The sequence below is a fragment of the Streptomyces sp. NPDC038213 genome (genome assembly GCF_055600495.1).
The window spans coordinates 159,304-176,216 of the sequence record NZ_JBVJYM010000014.1; the positions used below are offsets into that span (position 1 = coordinate 159,304).

The window sequence follows — 16,913 nt, forward strand, 5'->3', positions numbered from 1 at the left end:
GCTCCTCACAGCTGCGGGGCGGGGATGCCGTACGTCTGCGGGGTGCGGCCCACGCTCACCGGCCAGGCGGCGGCGATGGCCTCGGCGGACCAGCCGCCGTCCGCGTAGGCCACGGCGACCTCCTCGGGGTGCGACCACAGGGCGAGCTTGTCCCCGCCGATGCCGATGCACTGGCCGGTGACGCCCGCCGCGGCGTCCGAGGCCAGGAAGGCCACCAGCCCGGCCACGTCCTGCGGGGTGCCGAAGCCCCCGCCCTTGCGCAGGGCGTCGGGGAAGGGGGTGCCGTCCTGCTCCAGCGCCTCGATGTGCGGGGCGAAGACGGGGACGGTCCGGGTCATCGCGGTCGCGGCCACTGGGATCACCGCGTTGGCCGTGATGCCCGCGCGCGCCAGCTCCATGGCCCAGGTGCGCACCATGGCGGCGATCCCGGCCTTGGCCGCGGCGTAGTTGGTCTGACCGAAGTTGCCGCGCTGCCCGGCCGGGGAGCCCGCCACGATGATCCGGCCGCCCCCGCCCTGCTCGCGCATCCGGTCCACGGCGGCGCGGACGCAGGTGAACGTGCCGCGCAGGTGGACCCGGACGACGGTGTCGAAATCGTCGTCGGTCATCTTCCACAGCACCTTGTCGCGCAGCACCCCGGCGTTGGTGACCATCGCGTCGAGCCGCCCGAAGGCGTCCACGGCCCGGGCCACCAGGGCCTCGGCGGCCTCCGCCGTGCCGACCGGCACCACTTCGGCGACGGCCCGGCCGCCCGCCCCGGTGATCCTGTCCACGGCTGCCGCGGCGGCCAGCGGGTCCACGTCGTTGACGACCACGGCGGCGCCCGCGGCGGCCAGCGACTCGGCGTACGCGAGTCCGAGCCCGCGGCCGCTGCCCGTGACGACGGCGACCTTTCCGGAGAGGTCGACGGGTTCCATGAGCGGGGTCCTTTCCCTCGGCAGGGCGCCGAAGGGCGCCGGTGGGCGCCAAAGCTAGGCATATTTCTGTCTGCCGTCAATGAACTGCCGAATATTGGGGGCGGGCCCGCCCGGGCCCGCCGGGGCCGCAGCGCCCCGCCCCTACGCTGTCCCCGTGACGAACCCCGACCCCGACCGCGGCGTCCCCGCCCGCCCCCAGTCCCTGATGCTGAGCTTCTTCGGCATCCACGCCCCCGGCACCCGGGACGCCCTCTCCTCGGCCGGGATCATCGAGGTCCTCGCCCGGGTCGCCGTCGGCGAGGACGCCGTGCGCTCCACGCTCACCCGCATGGTCGGCCGCGGCCTGCTGGAGCGTCACCGGCGCGGCAGGCGGATGTACTTCAGGCCCACCGCGCGCGCAGCAGCCGTGCTCGCCGACGGGCACGAGCGCATCTGGCGCACCGGCGCCGTCAACCGCGACTGGGACGGCACCTGGACCCTGGTCGGCTTCTCGCTGCCCGAATCCTGGCGCAGCGAGCGCCACGACCTGCGCTCCCGCCTGGTCTGGGCCGGGTTCGGCCCGCTCCAGAGCGGGCTGTGGGTGGCCCCCGGCCGGGTGGACGTCGCGCCCCTGGCCGCCGAGCTCGGGCTGGAGGACCGTATCAGGGCCTTCCACGGCGAGGCCGCCGCGCCCACCGGGGCCGGCCCGCTGCTGCACACCGCCTTCGACACCGAGGCCATCGCCGGCGGCTACCGGGACTTCCTCGCCCGCTGGGGCGGCGACGGGGCCCCCGCCGAGGCCCGCGACGACCTCGGCCGCCAGCTCCTGCTGCACACCGACTGGCTGGACCTCGTACGCCGCGATCCGCTGCTGCCCGCCGAGCACCTGCCCGCGGAGTGGCCCGCGGCCGCCGCCGAAGCGCTCTTCCGCGAACTCGCCGCCCGCTTCGAGCCCGGCGCACTCGCCGCGGCCGCGGAGATCCTGGACCGCTGGGATCCGGAGGGCCCGGCCTGACCTGCGGGAACGACCGCACCGAAAACCCGCCGCCGACCTTATGACAACACCCTTGACCTCAATGCGCCCGACCGGGTCTCATGACGGCACACCGGATCCGCGCCCCGGCGCCGGGCTCCGCGACCGAAGGAGCCCGCGCACCGTGGACCCGCCCGTGCCCCACGGACCCCGCCCGCACCGCGGGATCCGGCCACGGCGCGCACCCGCCGTGCACGACTCCGACGACCGAGGCGCGGACCCCCGATGACGCGCGATCACCGGTGCCCTACCTTCTTCCTGTGGAACCGCTGACTCCTGACGACCCCCCGTACATCGGCCCGTACCGTCTCATCGGCCGGCTCGGCGCCGGCGGCATGGGGCGGGTCTACCTGGCGCGCTCGGAAGGCGGCCGGACCGTGGCCGTCAAAGTCGTGCACGGCGGGTACGCGCACAACAAGGAGTTCCGGCTCCGCTTCGCCCAGGAGGTGGCGGCCGCCCGGCGCGTCGGCGGCGCGTGGACCGCGCCGGTGCTCGACGCCGACACAAGCGCCCCCGCGCCCTGGATCGCCACCGGCTACGTACCCGGGCCGGACCTGGCCGCCGTCGTGGCCAAGGAGCACGGCCCGCTGCCCCTGGCCTCCGCCCTGGCCCTGGCCAACGGACTCGCCCAGGCGCTCACGGACATCCACGCGGCGGGACTGGTCCACCGCGACCTGAAGCCCTCCAACATCCTGGTCACCGCCGACGGCCCGCGCGTCATCGACTTCGGCATCGCCCGGGCCATGGAAACACCGGTCGACGGCTTCCTCACCCAGACCGGCATGGTCCTCGGCTCGCCCGGGTTCATGTCCCCCGAGCAGGTCCGCGGCGAGCGGCCCGGCCCGCCCTCCGACGTGTTCGGCCTGGGCTCGGTCCTCTCCTACGCCGTGACGGGCCGCACGCCCTTCGGCACCACGGACAGCGGCGCGCACTCCCTCATGTTCCGGATCGTCTCCGAGGAGCCGGACCTCGACGGGCTGGAGTCCCCGCTGCGCGAGCTCGTGCGGGACTGCCTGGCCAAGGACCCCGCCGACCGCCCGGCCACCCCCGAGCTCCTGGAGCGCACGGCGCCCTGGTCCCGGGAGGCCCTGGCGGCCTGGCTGCCCGCCGAGATCCTCACCGGACTCGGCTCCCGGGCCGGACGGCTGCTCAACGAGGACGGCCCGGCCCCCGGCGAGCCCACCCCGCCGCAGGGCACCACCACCCCGGACCGGGCGGGCACCGCCCCGGGCCCGGCGGCCCGCGAGGCCGCACCCGCGCAGGACGCGCAGCCGGTGCCCCCGCAGCCCCCGCACACCCCTCCGGCCTCCGGGACCCGGCTGGCGCCCCCGGACCCCGCGCCGCCCGGCCCCGCCCGCCGCCCCCGGCGCAGGCTCCTCGTCGGGGCCGCGGCGGCGGTACTGGTCGCCGCCGCCCTCGCCCTCGTCCCGGTCCTCGCGCCCGGGCTCCTGCCCGGCGGCGGGGAGGAGGGGAAGAACGGCGGCGGTTCGAGCCCGTCGGACCCCCGCCGCAGCGGCTCCGCTCCCGGCGCCGGTCCCCGCGCGCAGTACGCGGGGGAGTGGTCGGGCAAGGTGAGCGGCGGGTCCATGGACACCGACATCGTGTTCGTGCGCTTCTCCATCGGCGAGGGCTACGAGGGCGCGGGCAACATCGCCGACTTCGTGCTGCGCACCGCGGCCCGGGCCTGCCTGGGCAAGGCCCTCGGCAGCGAGTCCACCGCCCAGCGCCTGACGATCCGCCATGCCGACCTGGACCCCACCCTCGGCGAGCAGGGTCCGGACTGTTCACCGCCGGAGCAGGTCATCGTCCGCAAGGGGGACCGGCTGGAGTGGACGGCGGGAGAGCTGACGGCCGTCCTCAGCCGGGAGCCCGCCAAGCCCCTCACCGGCGCCGAGCAGGAGGCGTACCTCGGGCAGTGGGAGACCTCGGACTCCACCCCGGCGCTGCGGCTCGACATGAGCAGCACCTCGCCCGGCACGCAGGTCGAGTTCTCCGCGGGCGCCGGGAGCCGGGTCTGCTCGGTCTTCGCGGTGCTCACCGAGGTCGGCCCGGAGGGGATGGTCGCCGGACAGCTCCCGACCCAGCCCGACATGGGCATCTGCCACGGCCACGGCGCCTTCGCGATGCGCCCGCTCGGCCAGGACCGGCTGGAGGTCACCACCGACCAGGGCGTGTACGTCTTCCGGCGGGTCTGAGCCGGTACGGGCACCCGGGCCGCACGGGCACCCGGGCCGCACGGGCGCGCAGGCCGTACGGTACGGGCACACGAACGGGCCGGCCCCCCGCGGGGAGCCGGCCCGTTGTGCCGGGCATCAGACCAGGTCGAACCGGTCCAGTTCCATGACCTTCGCCCAGGCGGCGACGAAGTCGCGGACGAACTTCTCCTTCGCGTCGTCGCTCGCGTACACCTCGGCCAGCGCCCGCAGTTCGGAGTGCGAGCCGAAGACCAGGTCGGCGCGGGTGCCGGTCCACTTGACCTCGCCCGTGGCGGTGTCGCGGCCCTCAAAGGTGTGCGCGTCCTCGGAGGTCGCCGACCACACGGTGCCCAGGTCGAGCAGGTTGACGAAGAAGTCGTTCGTCAGGGTGCCCGGCGTGTCGGTGAACACGCCGTGCGCGGACTGCTGGTGGTTCGCGCCGAGCACGCGCAGGCCGCCGACCAGGACGGTGAGCTCGGGCGCGCTCAGGTTCAGCAGGTTCGCCTTGTCGAGCAGCAGGTACTCGGCCGGCAGGCGGTTGCCCTTCCCGGCGTAGTTGCGGAACCCGTCCGCGGCCGGCTCCAGCGCCGCGAAGGACTCCACGTCCGTCTGCTCCTGGGCGGCGTCCACCCGGCCCGGGGTGAACGGCACCTCGACCGGGAACCCGGCGTCGGCGGCGGCCTTCTCCACGCCCGCCGCGCCGGCGAGCACGATCAGGTCGGCGAGGGAGATCCCCCTGCCCCCCGACTGGGCCGCGTTGAAGGACTCCCGCACGCCCTCCAGCGTGCGGAGCACCGCCGCCAGCTCGTCGGGCTCGTTGACCTCCCAGCCGGCCTGCGGCTGGAGTCGGATCCGGGCGCCGTTGGCGCCGCCGCGCTTGTCGCTGCCGCGGAAGGAGGAGGCCGCGGCCCAGGCGGTGGACACCAGCTGGGACACCGTGAGACCGGACTCCAGGACCAGGGCCTTGAGGGCCGCGGCGTCGGCGGCGCCGACCGGCTCGTAGACGGCCTCCGGCAGCGGGTCCTGCCACAGCAGCACCTCGGAGGGGACCTCCGGGCCGAGGTAGCGGGCCACGGGGCCCATGTCGCGGTGGGTCAGCTTGAACCAGGCGCGGGCGAAGGCGTCCGCGAACTGGTCCGGGTTCTCCAGGAAGCGGCGCGAGATCTGCTCGTACGCCGGGTCGAAGCGCAGCGCCAGGTCGGTGGTCAGCATCGTCGGCGCGTGCGTCAGCGCGGGGTCGTGCGCGTCGGGCACGGTGCCCGCGCCGCCGCCCTCCTTCGGCCGCCACTGCTGGGCGCCCGCGGGGCTGTGGAACAGCTCCCACTCGTAGCCGAACAGCACCTCGAAGAAGCTGTTGTCCCAGGTGGTGGGCGTGCTGGTCCAGATGCCCTCCAGGCCGGAGGTGATGGTGTCGCCGCCCTTGCCGGTGCCGAAGGCGTTCTTCCAGCCCAGGCCCTGCTGCTCCAGCGGCGCGCCCTCGGGCTCGACGCCGACGGAGTCCGCCGGGCCCGCGCCGTGGGTCTTGCCGAAGGTGTGCCCGCCCGCGATGAGGGCGACGGTCTCCTCGTCGTTCATCGCCATGCGGCCGAAGGTCTCGCGGATGTCGCGGGCCGCGGCCAGCGGGTCCGGGTTGCCGTTCGGGCCCTCGGGGTTGACGTAGATGAGGCCCATCTGGACCGCACCGAGCGGGCTCTCCAGCTCGCGGTCGCCGGAGTAGCGCTCGTCGGCGAGCCAGGTGGTCTCGGGGCCCCAGTAGACGTCCTGGTCGGCCTCCCAGACGTCGGCGCGGCCGCCCGCGAAGCCGAAGGTCTCGAAGCCCATCGACTCCAGGGCCACGTTGCCCGCGAGGATCATGAGGTCGGCCCAGGACAGGCTCTGGCCGTACTTCTTCTTCACCGGCCACAGCAGGCGGCGGCCCTTGTCCAGGTTGGCGTTGTCCGGCCAGCTGTTGAGCGGCGCGAACCGCTGCTGGCCGGCCCCGGCGCCGCCGCGGCCGTCGCTGATCCGGTAGGTGCCGGCGCTGTGCCAGGCCAGGCGGACGATCAGGGGGCCGTAGTGGCCGAAGTCGGCGGGCCACCAGTCCTGGGAGGTGGTCAGCACCTCGGCGATATCGCGCTTCACGGCCGGCAGGTCGAGGCCGGCGAAGGCCTCGGCGTAGTCGAAGTCCCCGCCGAGCGGGTTGGCCACGGCCGGGTTCTTGGCCAGGATCTTCAGGTTGAGCTGCTCCGGCCACCACTGGCGGTTTCCGCCGCCCTGGGTGGGGTGCGGGGCTCGCCCGTGCGCAACGGGGCAGCCGCCCGGGGTGTTGGCGGTGGTTGCGTCGTGGTTCTCAGACATGGGAATCCTTCCGGACCAGGCGGATCTCGGTGATCAGGAACTGCGCGGCAGTGGGCGGGCGGGTCGGACCCCGCAGGAGGAGGAGCGCGGCCCGCCGGGGGGCCGGGGCGGGGCGCGGGGGCCTGCGGTGGGCACTGCGGCACCACGCGGCTCCCGGACGGCGGTCCGTCACGTCTTTCGTCTCCTGCCGTACTGGAGTCTTCCTGTCCCTTGGCTGTCAACACATCAGATCCTACGATGGACAGAATCCAAGTCAAGATGGATCCCAAGCCCATATTCGATCGGGTCCCGGACGTATTACGGAAGAAGCCGGCCGGCCCGCCCAGCCCGAAGAGGTGAAACCGAGATGAGTGACCTGCTGCAGCGACTGCGGACCCGCGGCTGGCGGCTGACCTCCCAGCGGCGCGTGGTCGCGGAGGTCCTCGACGGCGACCACACCCACCTCACGGCCGACGAGGTCCACGCCCGCGCGGCGGCGCTCCTCCCCGAGATCTCGCGGGCCACGGTCTACAACGCCCTCGGGGAGCTGGTCGCCCTGGGCGAGGTGGTCGAGGTCTCCACCGACGGCCGGGCCAAGCGCTACGACCCCAACGCCCACCGGCCCCACCAGCACCTCGTCTGCTCCGGCTGCGGACTCATCCGCGACGTCCACCCGCTCGGGGACCCGCTCGCCGTGCTCCCCGAGGGGGAGCGCTTCGGATTCGCCGTCTCCCAGGCCGAGGTCACGTACCGGGGGCTGTGCCCGTCCTGCGCCTGAACGGCCGGGGCGGGGAAGGGCGGGCGTACGGGCCCGGGGCCGGGCATGCCGGAGGGCCCGGAACCTCGCGGTCCCGGGCCCTCCCTGTGCACCTGCGCGCTCACCGTCCGCGCGGCGGCCGGTCAGCTGCCGAGCGGACCCCCGCGCCACTGCTGGTTGGTGTGGGCCGGGGCGCAGTCCCAGATGCCCAGGCGGGCGCCGTTGCCCGTCTGCCAGCCCAGCGCGTCCAGACACTTGCCGGAGTGCACGCCGCGCAGCATCCCGCCCGGCAGCAGCTCCCACTTCTGGTTCGTGCCCTGGTGGCAGCCGTTGAGGCCGACGACCGCGCCGTTCTCGGTCTTCGCGAACTGCACGTCCATGCAGCGGCCCAGCGCGCGGACGGTGCCGTCGGCCTCCAGGCGCCAGGCCTGGGCGTCGGTGCCGTTGCACTGGTACAGCTGGATCGGGGTGCCGTCCTTCGTGCCGGAGCCCTTGACGTCGATGCACTTGCCGGAGTGCACGCCCACGATCTGGCCCGAGCCCGGGGGCGGCGGCGGGCTGCAGTAGATGTCCAGGAAGACCTGGTAGTAGCCCGTGCCGATCTCCATGGCGTGCGGGCCGCTGACGCGCACGCAGCGCTTCAGCTCGTATCCGGCGTTGATGGCCTGGGAGTAGGCGCTGTTCCAGGCCGCGTCGGTGGCGATGTTCAGCGGGCCGTAGCCGGCGCCGGTGAAGGCCTTGCCCGTGGTGGGGGCCGCGGCCGCCGCCGTGGCCGCGGCGGGGGCGGCGGCCGGGGCGGCCGCGGGGGCGGCGGCCGGGGCGGCCGCGGGGGCGGCGGCCGCCGGGGAGGCGAAGAGCGCCGTGGCGGCGAGGAGGGACACGGCCGCAGCAGCGAGCCGTCGAGCCAGCTTCACGCCGGGCTCCTTTCGGGAGGGGTTTCGAGGGGGGTGTCTCGGACGTGCTCCGCCGGGCCCGCGGTGGCACCGACAGTAGCCCCGCCCGCCGCCGCCGGAGTCTCACCCAGGTATCAACTCCGGCCACACAAAGGCTGAATTGGCGTCTGACCTGTCCGGATCCGGATGGGTAGGGTCCCGGGACCGTGGAGAGAACGGCGGAGCTCGCAGCGCTGCGGGCGGCCCTGGAGCGCGGTACCCCGGTGAACCTGACCGGCGGCCTCGGCAGCGGCAAGACCATGCTGGCCCGGCGCCTCGCGGCGCACCCCCCGGCCGGGGGCGGGACCCCGCCTGCCCCGGGGGGTACGCAGGGACCGCCCGCCCCTGTGCGGTGCCGGTCCTGCGGTGCGCGCAGGGCCGCCGGAGGCCCCGGCGCCGCCGGGTGCGCCTGCTGCGGGGCGGCGGCGCCGGATCCGGCCGCCGCGCGCCCGGGAGCGGCTGCGCCCGTCCCCGGCGGGCCGGGCAGCGCCCCGGGGGTGGGCGGGCCGTCCGCCGCCGGTACCGCGGACACCGTCGGCGCCGCTGGGTCGCCCGCGCCCGCCCGCGCACCCGGCGCCGAGTTCCTCGACGCGGCCGGCCTGTCCGCCGCCGAGGCGGCCCGGCGGGTGCGGGAGGTGTGGGACCGGCCGCCCGGCGGCGGTCTGCTCGTCGTCGACTCGCTCGACGGGCCCGGTCAGGCCGAGGCCGTGGCGGCCGTCCTCGCGGAGCCCGGCCGTCCGCCCCGGCCCGTCCTCGCCGTCAGCCGCCGCCCCCTGCGCGCCACCGCCGCCTGGGCCGCGCTCGCCCCGGCCACCGTGGCCCTCGCACCGCTCGCCCCGCAGTCCGTACGGGACTGGCTCCGCGGCCAGGGCCTGACCGGCCCGGCGGGGCTCGACCTCGCCGTCCGCCTCGCGGGCGGGCTGCCCCTGGCCGCCGAACACGCCTGCCGGGCCCTGCTGTCCGGCACCTCCGCCGAGGCCCCGGGGGCCGTCGCCGACGCCGTGGCCGAGGAGGTCCTGGCCCGGCTGCGCACCGAGCACCCCGCCGGCGGCACCCGGTGGCGGCACGCGCTGCGCCTGCTGGCCACCGTACGGGCCGGGGACGAGCACCTGCTGTCCGGCGGCCCCGACCTCTTCTCCGCCCTGGCCCGGCTGAGCCCCGTACGCCGCGAACCGCTCGGGCTCGCGGTCCGCGAGCCGTACCGCAACCTCCTCGAACTCTCCTACCGATGGCGGCGCCCGCCCGCCCACGAGCGCGTGCGGTCCCGCGCCGCCGCCTACCGGCGGGCCCTGCTCACCGAGCGCACCGCCCCCGAGGAGCGCTCCCGGCTCGTGGAGGAGGGGCTGTTCCTCACCGGTGACCCGGTGCTGCGGGCCGCGCTCTTCCCGGCCGCCGAGGAATCCGCGCTCGTCGGCCCCGCCCGCCCCGCCGAAGCCGACCGCATCGGCCGCCTGATGCACGGCTGGGCCCTGCGCAACGGCTTCGACCCGCGGCGCTCCGAACAGCTCACCGAGACCTGGCTGGCCTCCGGGACCCCGGCCTTCCACCTGGCCCGCGACCCCGACGGCGAACCCGTCGCCCTCGCCGCCCTCGTCCCCGTAGCCGCGGGCACCGCCGCCGGGATCGAACCGCTGCTCCAGCAGCACGCCGAGGGGCTCCTCGGCGGGGGCTGCGGCCGGGGCGGGCTGTTCCTCGGCGCCGCGTACGGGACCGACCCCGTGGCCCACGCCCAGATCCTGCGGCACATCCTGGTCCGGTCGGTGCTGGCGGGCCGCCTGGTGGTCTCCACCGCCGGCCCCGACTACCAGGCCCTGCTGCGGGCCCTCGGCTTCCGCACGCACGGGGCCGTCCGCGAGGACGTCTACCGCTGCGGGCGCCCGCCGGAGGTCTACAGCAACGACATGAGCCCGGCGGGGCTCTCCCGCTGGATGCGGATCCTCGACCCGGGCGCGGGGGCGGGGGCGGCGGGGGCTGCTGCCGGCCCCGGCGGCCCCGGTGGTCAGGCCCGGGCAGCCGGTCCCGCGCGGGACGCGGCGGGCCTGGTGGCCGAGGCCCTCGGACTGCTGCGCGACCCGCGCGCCCTGGAGCGCAGCCCCCTGCTCGGCCGCCCCGGCCTGGCCGCGGCCGAGGACCTGCGCGGCTGGCTGCACAACGCCGTGCTGGAACTGGCCCTCGCCGACCGCACCGCGGACGCCGAGGCCGGAGCCATCCTGCGGGCCTACTACCTCGACCTGCCCGCCCGCTCCCGCACCCACCACCAGGTCGCCCGGCGCCTGCACCTCAGCCGCGCCACCTACTTCCGGCGGCTGCGGCGGGGGCTGGCCCTGCTGGGGGACCGGCTGCCGTGAGCCGTGAGCCGTGGCCGGTTCTCCACAGGCCGGACCGGGGTGTCGGCGCGGGCCGATAGGCTTCGGGAATGGCTCTCGCGGACCCTTCCCACGACTCGACCGACGCCCTCCAGGTGCTGCATAAGGTCTTCGGCTACAGCTCCTTCCGGGGCGAGCAGCAGGAGATCATCGAGCAGGTCGTGGGCGGCGGCGACGCGCTCGTCCTGATGCCCACGGGCGGCGGCAAATCGCTCTGCTACCAGATCCCGGCCCTGGTCCGGGAGGGCACGGGCATCGTCATCTCCCCGCTGATCGCCCTCATGCAGGACCAGGTGGACGCGCTCACCGCCCTCGGCGTGCGGGCCGGATTCCTCAACTCCACCCAGGACCCGTACGAGCGCCAGGCCGTCGAGCAGGCCTTCCTCGCGGGCTCGCTGGACCTGCTGTACCTGGCCCCCGAGCGGCTCGGCACGGCGGGCGCCCAGCAGCTGCTCGACCGGGGCAAGGTCTCCCTCTTCGCCATCGACGAGGCGCACTGCGTCGCCCAGTGGGGCCACGACTTCCGCCCCGACTACCTCGCCCTGTCGATGCTCCACGAGCGCTGGCCCGCGGTCCCGCGGATCGCCCTGACCGCGACGGCCACGGAGTCGACGCACGCGGAGATCGCCTCCCGCCTCGGCCTGGAGGAGGCCCGGCACTTCGTCGCGAGCTTCGACCGCCCCAACATCCAGTACCGGATCGTCCCCAAGAACAACCCGACCCGCCAGCTCCTCGACCTGATCCGCTCGGAGCACGAGGGGGACGCCGGGGTCGTGTACTGCCTGTCCCGCTCCTCGGTGGAGAAGACCGCCGCCTTCCTGGTGGAGCACGGCATCGACGCCGTGCCGTACCACGCGGGCATGGACGCCCGGACCCGCGCCGAGAACCAGTCGCGGTTCCTGCGCGAGGACGGGGTCGTCGTGGTGGCCACGATCGCCTTCGGCATGGGCATCGACAAGCCGGACGTGCGCTTCGTGGCGCACCTGGACCTCCCCAAGTCCGTCGAGGGGTACTACCAGGAGACCGGCCGCGCCGGCCGCGACGGGGAACCGGCCACGGCCTGGCTCGCGTACGGCCTCCAGGACGTGGTCCAGCAGCGCAAGATGATCGACGGCTCCGAGGGGGACGAGAACCACCGCCGCTCCCTGGCCCGGCACCTCGACGCCATGCTGGCCCTCTGCGAGACCGTGGACTGCCGCCGGGTGCGGCTGCTGGAGTACTTCGGCCAGGCCGGCACCGGACCCTGCGGGAACTGCGACGCGTGCCTGACCCCGGGCGAGTCCTGGGACGGGACGGTCGCCGCCCAGAAGCTGCTGTCGACGGTCTGGCGGCTGGCCAAGGAGCGCCGCCAGAAGTTCGGCGCGGGGCAGGTCATCGATATCCTCCAGGGCAAGAAGACCGCCAAGGTCATCCAGTTCGACCACGACGGCCTGTCCGTCTTCGGGATCGGCGCCGACCTGAGCACCGCCGAGTGGCGGGGCGTGGTCCGCCAGCTCCTCGCGCAGCGCCTGCTGGCGGTGGAGGGGGACTACGGCACGCTGGTGCTGACCGACGACAGCGGCGAGGTGCTGGGCGGCCGCCGCAGCGTGCCGATGCGCAAGGAGAAGGCGCCCGCCGCCCCCGCCCGCAAGGACTCCGGATCCCGCTCCGGCAAGGGCGCGAAGGTCCCGGTCGACCTGCCGGCGGCCGCGGTGCCGGTCTTCGAGGCCCTGCGGGCCTGGCGGGCCGCGACCGCCCGCGAGCAGGGCGTCCCGGCGTACGTGGTCTTCCACGACGCCACCCTGCGCGAGATCGCCACGCTGTTCCCGGCCACGGTGGAGGAGCTGGGCACGGTCGGCGGCGTCGGCGAGGCCAAGCTCGCCAAGTACGGGCAGGGCGTCCTGGACACCCTCGCGGAGACCGGCGGCTCCCCGTCGCCCGCCCCGGCCCCGGCCGCCACCCCCGCCGCCGCTCCGGAGCCCGCCGCCACCCGGCCGGCCCCCGCGACCGGCTCCGCCCCGGCCCGCAGCGCGGCCCCGGCCCCCGCCGCGGCCTCCCCGCGCCGCGGAGCGGCAGCAGCCCCGGCCGCCGGGACGGCGGATGAGGAGCCCCCCTTCGACTGGGACCAGGAGGACCCGGCCTGGGACGACTGGGAGTAGCCCCGGGCCCGGTCGTCCCCTTTCGGATCCCCGCGCCGCCGCCAGGACCGAAAGGGGACGGCCTACCCCAGGCCGGAGGCCTCGAAGACCAGGGCGGCGGCCTCCTCGTCGAGCCGCCGGGACAGCCGCCGCCACTCCTCGGCCCCCGAGACCAGCAGCCCGCGGGCCCGGGAGCGGCGCACCCCGCTGTCGAGGAGGTGCCGCAGCAGCGGATTGCCCGTCAGCACCCGCAGTTCCAGCTCGACCCGGCCGCCCTCGCCGTCCAGCAGCAGCACCCGCTGCCCGGTTCCGGCGGGCCGCTGCACCTGCACCAGCCGGTCGGTGCGCACCCGCCGCTCCCGCAGCAGCCCGCGCGCCGCCACCCAGCCCTCGCCCGCCGACACCCGGTCCGGCAGCAGCACGGCGAACAGCAGCAGCGCCAGCCCGGTCCACAGCGCGCAGCGCACCGGGGCGAGGGAATGGGCCGCGGTGTCGGTGAGCAGCAGCAGGGCCAGCATGGTGCCCGCACACAGGCATGCGGCCCGCAGGGCGCCGGCCCAGGTGCGGTCCACGACCGGCGGCCGGACCGTCCGGGCGTCCGCGTCGGAGCTCTCCACGGGGCGAGCGTAGGAGCGCGGCGGCGGCCCGCGGCCGTCCTTTGACGCTCCCCAGACGAGACCGGGACGGAGTGTTGACGCTCCGTCGGATACGGAGGCGCCCCGAGCGCCCCGCGCGGCCCACCCGTCCCGTGCGCCCGCGCGACCCCGGGTCAGACCGGATCCGCCGGATCCGTTCCGGCGCCGCCCCCGTGCAGGTGGTAGACGGCGAAGGCGCGCCCGATCACCGGCATCGCCACGTTGCGCACGGGGATCCCGCCGCCCGTCATCCCGTGCTCCGTGCCCAGGTGGGCGTGGCCGTGCACCGCGAGGTCGGCCCCGGCGGCGTCCACGGCCTCGGCCAGCAGGTAGCTGCCGAGGAAGGGGAAGATCTCCCGGGGCTCGCCCTCCAGGGTGTCCGGCACCGGCGCGTAGTGGGTCAGCGCGATGCGGACGGCGCACCCCGCGTCCGCGAGGGCGTGCAGCGACCGCCCCAGGGCCTCGGCCCGCGCCCGGGAGTAGCGGACGAACGCCTTCATCTCGGGTTCGCCGAACTCGCCCGCGCTGCGCCCGGCGAACCCGCCCCCGAAGCCCTTGGTCCCCGCCACCCCCACGTCCGTACCGCCGATGCGCAGCACCGTCCCGTCCCCCTCCAGCACCCGCACCCCGGCCTCCCGCAGCGCGCGGGCGACCTCGTCCTGGCGGTCGCTCTGGTAGTCGTGGTTCCCCAGGACGGCGACCACCGGCACCGGCAGCCCGGCGACCTCGGCGGCCACGACCCGGGCCTCCTCGGCGGTCCCGTGCCGGGTCAGGTCCCCGGCCAGGAGCAGCAGGTCGGCGCAGCCGTGCAGGGTGTCGAAGGCGGGCCGCAGCTGCCCGGCACTGCCCGGCCCGAGGTGGATGTCCCCGACGGCCGCCACCCGGATCACAGCAGCTCCTCGGCCGGCCCCCCGGGCACCCCGGACCGGTACGTGGTGAGGTCCGCGTACCAGTCGAGGCCCGCCAGCTCCTCGCCGGCCACCCGCAGAACGGCTGTCCGGGACTCCTCGTCGGGTACGCAGCCCCGGACCACGGCCCGGCTGCCGTACGCGTCGACGTGTACGCCGAGCTCGGCGGCCTCCTCCCGGGCGAGCCGGTCGCGCAGCCGGCCGATGCGGTACTCGATGGGATCGCTGGTGGTCACTGCGCCGCCTCCCGTTCCGCCGTGTCCTGTTCCGCTGGTGCGGGAGCCGGCCGCTGCTGTCCCGCCTGCCCCGGGCCCGGCCGCTCCGGGGCCGTCTGCTGCGGGGCCGTCCGCCCCTCCCGCCCCGTCCGCAGCGCCCCCCGGTCGATCACCCCCAGCCGGTCGAGCAGGTGCAGGAAGGCGTCGGCCAGCGGTGCCCCGCGGTGGTCGCGTTCGAGGCGCGCCCAGTCGATCCGCTCGCGCAGCATCCGCGCCATCGGCAGCAGTTCGCCGAAATCGCAGTAGTGCTCGCACAGCGCGGCCAGCCGGCTGTCCATCAGGTCGGTGGGGGAGAGCACCGGCATCCAGACCGAGTCCACGGCCCTGACGTCCGCGCGCTCCAGCAGCTCGGTGCTCACCGGCCGCCGCGCAAGTTCGAAGATCAGGTCGATCTCCTCCCCGCCGGACCGGCCCTTGACCAGCCAGTCCTCCGGGGCCCGCCGCATCGGGATCCCGCCCTCCTCCAGCGCGGCGATGGCCGCGTCCGCGTCCTCGGGGCGCACGCAGAAGTCCGTGTCGTGCTGGAAGTGCGCCGGCAGCCCGTGGGCGAAGGCGCCCACGCTGCCCGCCAGGGCGAAGGGCCGCCCGGACTTCTTCAGCAGCGCGGCCACGTGCTTGGTGGTCTCCAGGATGGCCTGGGTGTGGTCCTCCGGCAGGACGTCCTGCGGCGGCTCCGGGGGGTCGAGGCCCGCCGACGGCGCCGTACCGCCGGGGAGGCGGGCGCCGCCGGGCACCGGGGAGGTGCCGGCGGTGCCCGCCCGTCGCGCCTTGCGCTTCCTGGTCATGTCGGGTCCGCCGCCGTGTCACCCGGCCCGGTCACCAGTAGTGCGGGCGGCCGCCCACGGCGTGCCCGACCGCGCCGAGTACCCACAGGACCAGTCCGATGACGGCCAGAATCAGGCCGATGGTCCACAGGATCGAAATACCGGTTACGAAACCGATGATCAGAAGGATGACTCCCAGGACGATCATGTCCGCCTCCCAGGTCGGGCCGAACGGGGAACGAACCGCTTCTTCCACGCCTGGCCGGTTCCATTCCTGCCGAATGAGCCTGCCGATGCGGGGTAGCCGCCAGGCAGTCCGAAACCCGATCAGGAGGCAGTCATGGGCAAGATGAAGGGCAAGGCCGAACAGATGAAGGGCAAGGTCAAGGAAGAGGTCGGCACCGCCTCCGGCGACAAGGACATGGAGATGCGGGGCAAGGCCCAGAAGACCAAGGGGCGCATCGAGGAGTCCGCTGCGGACGCCGCGGCCCGGATCCGCAAGGCGGGCGAGCGGCACTGACCCCGGGCCGCCCGGGGGCGGCCCGCCCGGCGGCTCGGGCGGCGGGCGCGGCAGGGGCCGCACCCGCCGCCCGAGCGCGCGGGCCGCGGGGCCGGGGCCCGACACCGGCACCGCGCGGGAGGACGGCGGGGGCGGACGGCGTAACGTCGTCCCGGGAAAGCCCCTGCGGGAACGGAGGCGTAGTAGGCATGTCAGCGGATGTGCATTGGGACGAGGACGGTTCGGAGGGCGGCCGGGTGCCGCGCTGCACGGCCGTGCTCCGGCAGCACGGCAGCGTCGCGGTGATCGCGCTGGCCGGGGAGCTCGACCACGACGGCCCCGAGCCGTTGAGCCGGGCCCTGGCGCAGGCACTGGACCGGGGGGCCGAGCGGATCCTCGTGGACTGCTCCGGGCTCGCCTTCTGCGATTCCACCGGGCTCAACATCCTGCTCCGCGCCCGGCTGGACGCGGGAGCATCGGGCGGCACGGTGGAACTGGCCGCGCTCCAGCCGCCCGTGGCCCGGATGATGGAGATCACCGGGGCCGCGACCCTGTTCACCACGCACGCCCGGGTGCCCGAGGAACTGGGCGGGGGCGGGCTCGGGGATGACTGACCTTGATCCGCTGAGCCCGGACGATCCGTTGAGCCCCGGCGCTCCGCCGCCCCCCGACCCCCTGCACGCCCGCGGCCAGACCAGGCGGCTGGGCCTCTACGGGGCCACCGGAGTGGCCGGCCGCTGCCGCGACTTCTGCCGCAGCGCCCTCGCCGACTGGCAGTGGCCCGCCCCGCCCGGTACCCCGGGCCTCGACGAGCAGGAGCGGGAGGCCGCCCTGGACGACGTGATGCTGCTGGTCTCGGAGGCCGTCACGAACGCCGCGATGCACGCGGGGGGCCCCACCGAGCTGCTCATCCGCCTGGAGCCGGCCGATCCGACGCGCCCCGGGTTCGCCGGGGGCCTGCGCATCGAGGTCTCCGACGGCAGCCGCGAACTGCCGAAGCCGGCCCCGCCCGGCCGGGCCGAGCTGCCCGGAGGCCACGGCCTCCTGGTCCTCGACCGGCTGTCCCGGCGCTGGGGGGTCACCCCGCTCCCGGAGGGCAAGTCGGTGTGGATCGAGGTGGCCGTCCCCGACCCGGCCCCCGAAGGGGGCTGGTGACGGCCGCGCGGTGCGGGGTTCCGGACGGTACGCCGTACCGTCCGGAACCCCGCAAAATCTGAAAA

At 75.7% G+C, this 16,913-nt stretch carries 16 protein-coding genes; 8 read left to right on the forward strand and 8 right to left on the reverse strand.

Annotated features, from left to right (window positions below):
- Positions 1–5: 5 nt before the first annotated feature.
- Positions 6–917 carry an SDR family NAD(P)-dependent oxidoreductase gene (locus ACZ7JZ_RS20875; RefSeq protein ID WP_470941262.1) on the reverse strand — a complete coding sequence of 304 codons (912 nt, stop codon included), beginning with the start codon at positions 915–917 and terminating at the stop codon, positions 6–8.
- Between the two features lie 154 nt (positions 918–1,071).
- Between ACZ7JZ_RS20875 and ACZ7JZ_RS20880 the strand changes: the two genes are divergently transcribed.
- Positions 1,072–1,911: a PaaX family transcriptional regulator gene (locus tag ACZ7JZ_RS20880; protein WP_470941264.1), complete on the forward strand. Its 840-nt coding sequence runs from the start codon at positions 1,072–1,074 to the stop codon at positions 1,909–1,911.
- Positions 1,912–2,189: 278 nt separating this feature from the next.
- Positions 2,190–4,124 (forward strand): serine/threonine-protein kinase, encoded by a 1,935-nt coding sequence (locus ACZ7JZ_RS20885; RefSeq protein ID WP_470941266.1) that lies wholly within the window; start codon positions 2,190–2,192, stop codon positions 4,122–4,124.
- A gap of 117 nt (positions 4,125–4,241) precedes the next feature.
- Here ACZ7JZ_RS20885 and katG read toward each other — a convergent pair whose 3' ends face one another.
- Entirely contained in the window at positions 4,242–6,461 is a 2,220-nt protein-coding gene (katG, locus tag ACZ7JZ_RS20890) for a catalase/peroxidase HPI (protein WP_470941268.1), read from the reverse strand.
- Between the two features lie 346 nt (positions 6,462–6,807).
- On the opposite strand from katG, the gene ACZ7JZ_RS20895 reads away from it, so the two are divergent.
- The gene (locus tag ACZ7JZ_RS20895) at positions 6,808–7,218 is read left to right on the forward strand and encodes a Fur family transcriptional regulator (RefSeq protein WP_470941270.1); all 411 of its coding nucleotides are present in this window, start codon (positions 6,808–6,810) and stop codon (positions 7,216–7,218) included.
- A 122-nt stretch (positions 7,219–7,340) separates the two neighbouring features.
- Here the strand turns inward: ACZ7JZ_RS20895 and ACZ7JZ_RS20900 are convergent, their stop codons facing one another.
- Positions 7,341–8,111: a ricin-type beta-trefoil lectin domain protein gene (locus tag ACZ7JZ_RS20900; protein WP_470941272.1), complete on the reverse strand. Its 771-nt coding sequence runs from the start codon at positions 8,109–8,111 to the stop codon at positions 7,341–7,343.
- A 185-nt stretch (positions 8,112–8,296) separates the two neighbouring features.
- Here ACZ7JZ_RS20900 and ACZ7JZ_RS20905 point away from each other — a divergent pair, with 185 nt between their 5' ends.
- Both ACZ7JZ_RS20905 and recQ read left to right on the forward strand, forming a co-directional pair.
- A complete protein-coding gene (locus ACZ7JZ_RS20905) occupies positions 8,297–10,477 on the forward strand; it encodes a hypothetical protein (RefSeq protein ID WP_470941274.1) in 2,181 nt (726 codons plus the stop codon).
- 68 nt (positions 10,478–10,545) lie between these two features.
- Positions 10,546–12,633, forward strand: a complete 2,088-nt coding sequence (gene recQ / locus ACZ7JZ_RS20910) for a DNA helicase RecQ (protein WP_470941276.1) — start codon at positions 10,546–10,548, stop codon at positions 12,631–12,633.
- A gap of 62 nt (positions 12,634–12,695) precedes the next feature.
- Here the strand turns inward: recQ and ACZ7JZ_RS20915 are convergent, their stop codons facing one another.
- The 5 genes from ACZ7JZ_RS20915 to ACZ7JZ_RS20935 form a co-directional block, all read right to left on the reverse strand.
- Positions 12,696–13,229, reverse strand: coding sequence for a hypothetical protein (locus tag ACZ7JZ_RS20915; RefSeq protein WP_470941278.1), 534 nt, complete (start codon positions 13,227–13,229; stop codon positions 12,696–12,698).
- A gap of 152 nt (positions 13,230–13,381) precedes the next feature.
- Positions 13,382–14,137 carry a metallophosphoesterase family protein gene (locus ACZ7JZ_RS20920; RefSeq protein WP_470941280.1) on the reverse strand — a complete coding sequence of 252 codons (756 nt, stop codon included), beginning with the start codon at positions 14,135–14,137 and terminating at the stop codon, positions 13,382–13,384.
- On the reverse strand, positions 14,134–14,391 hold the full coding sequence (locus ACZ7JZ_RS20925; RefSeq protein ID WP_470941282.1) for a hypothetical protein: 258 nt from the start codon (positions 14,389–14,391) through the stop codon (positions 14,134–14,136). Before ACZ7JZ_RS20925 ends, ACZ7JZ_RS20920 begins: the two co-directional genes overlap by 4 nt.
- On the reverse strand, positions 14,388–15,215 hold the full coding sequence (locus tag ACZ7JZ_RS20930) for a nucleotidyltransferase family protein (protein ID WP_470941284.1): 828 nt from the start codon (positions 15,213–15,215) through the stop codon (positions 14,388–14,390). The genes ACZ7JZ_RS20925 and ACZ7JZ_RS20930 overlap by 4 nt, the downstream gene beginning before the upstream one ends.
- A gap of 31 nt (positions 15,216–15,246) precedes the next feature.
- On the reverse strand, positions 15,247–15,402 hold the full coding sequence (locus tag ACZ7JZ_RS20935; RefSeq protein WP_470941286.1) for a DUF6131 family protein: 156 nt from the start codon (positions 15,400–15,402) through the stop codon (positions 15,247–15,249).
- A 132-nt stretch (positions 15,403–15,534) separates the two neighbouring features.
- Here ACZ7JZ_RS20935 and ACZ7JZ_RS20940 point away from each other — a divergent pair, with 132 nt between their 5' ends.
- The 3 genes from ACZ7JZ_RS20940 (at position 15,535) to ACZ7JZ_RS20950 (ending at position 16,848) form a co-directional block, all read left to right on the forward strand.
- On the forward strand, positions 15,535–15,714 hold the full coding sequence (locus ACZ7JZ_RS20940) for a CsbD family protein (RefSeq protein WP_470941288.1): 180 nt from the start codon (positions 15,535–15,537) through the stop codon (positions 15,712–15,714).
- A 188-nt stretch (positions 15,715–15,902) separates the two neighbouring features.
- Positions 15,903–16,307, forward strand: coding sequence for an STAS domain-containing protein (locus ACZ7JZ_RS20945; RefSeq protein ID WP_470941290.1), 405 nt, complete (start codon positions 15,903–15,905; stop codon positions 16,305–16,307).
- Positions 16,300–16,848 (forward strand): ATP-binding protein, encoded by a 549-nt coding sequence (locus ACZ7JZ_RS20950; RefSeq protein ID WP_470941292.1) that lies wholly within the window; start codon positions 16,300–16,302, stop codon positions 16,846–16,848. The genes ACZ7JZ_RS20945 and ACZ7JZ_RS20950 overlap by 8 nt, the downstream gene beginning before the upstream one ends.
- The last annotated feature ends 65 nt before the right edge of the window (positions 16,849–16,913 follow it).

Excerpts from the sequence above, each read along its gene's own strand:
- ACZ7JZ_RS20875 (WP_470941262.1), bottom strand. The coding sequence starts at position 917 with ATGGAACCCGTCGACCTCTCCGGAAAGGTCGCCGTCGTCACGGGCAGC.
- recQ (WP_470941276.1), top strand. The coding sequence starts at position 10,546 with ATGGCTCTCGCGGACCCTTCCCACGACTCGACCGACGCCCTCCAGGTG.
- katG (WP_470941268.1), bottom strand. The coding sequence starts at position 6,461 with ATGTCTGAGAACCACGACGCAACCACCGCCAACACCCCGGGCGGCTGC.
- ACZ7JZ_RS20895 (WP_470941270.1), top strand. The coding sequence starts at position 6,808 with ATGAGTGACCTGCTGCAGCGACTGCGGACCCGCGGCTGGCGGCTGACC.
- ACZ7JZ_RS20940 (WP_470941288.1), top strand. The coding sequence starts at position 15,535 with ATGGGCAAGATGAAGGGCAAGGCCGAACAGATGAAGGGCAAGGTCAAG.
- ACZ7JZ_RS20935 (WP_470941286.1), bottom strand. The coding sequence starts at position 15,402 with ATGATCGTCCTGGGAGTCATCCTTCTGATCATCGGTTTCGTAACCGGT.
- ACZ7JZ_RS20945 (WP_470941290.1), top strand. The coding sequence starts at position 15,903 with ATGTCAGCGGATGTGCATTGGGACGAGGACGGTTCGGAGGGCGGCCGG.
- ACZ7JZ_RS20930 (WP_470941284.1), bottom strand. The coding sequence starts at position 15,215 with ATGACCAGGAAGCGCAAGGCGCGACGGGCGGGCACCGCCGGCACCTCC.
- ACZ7JZ_RS20950 (WP_470941292.1), top strand. The coding sequence starts at position 16,300 with ATGACTGACCTTGATCCGCTGAGCCCGGACGATCCGTTGAGCCCCGGC.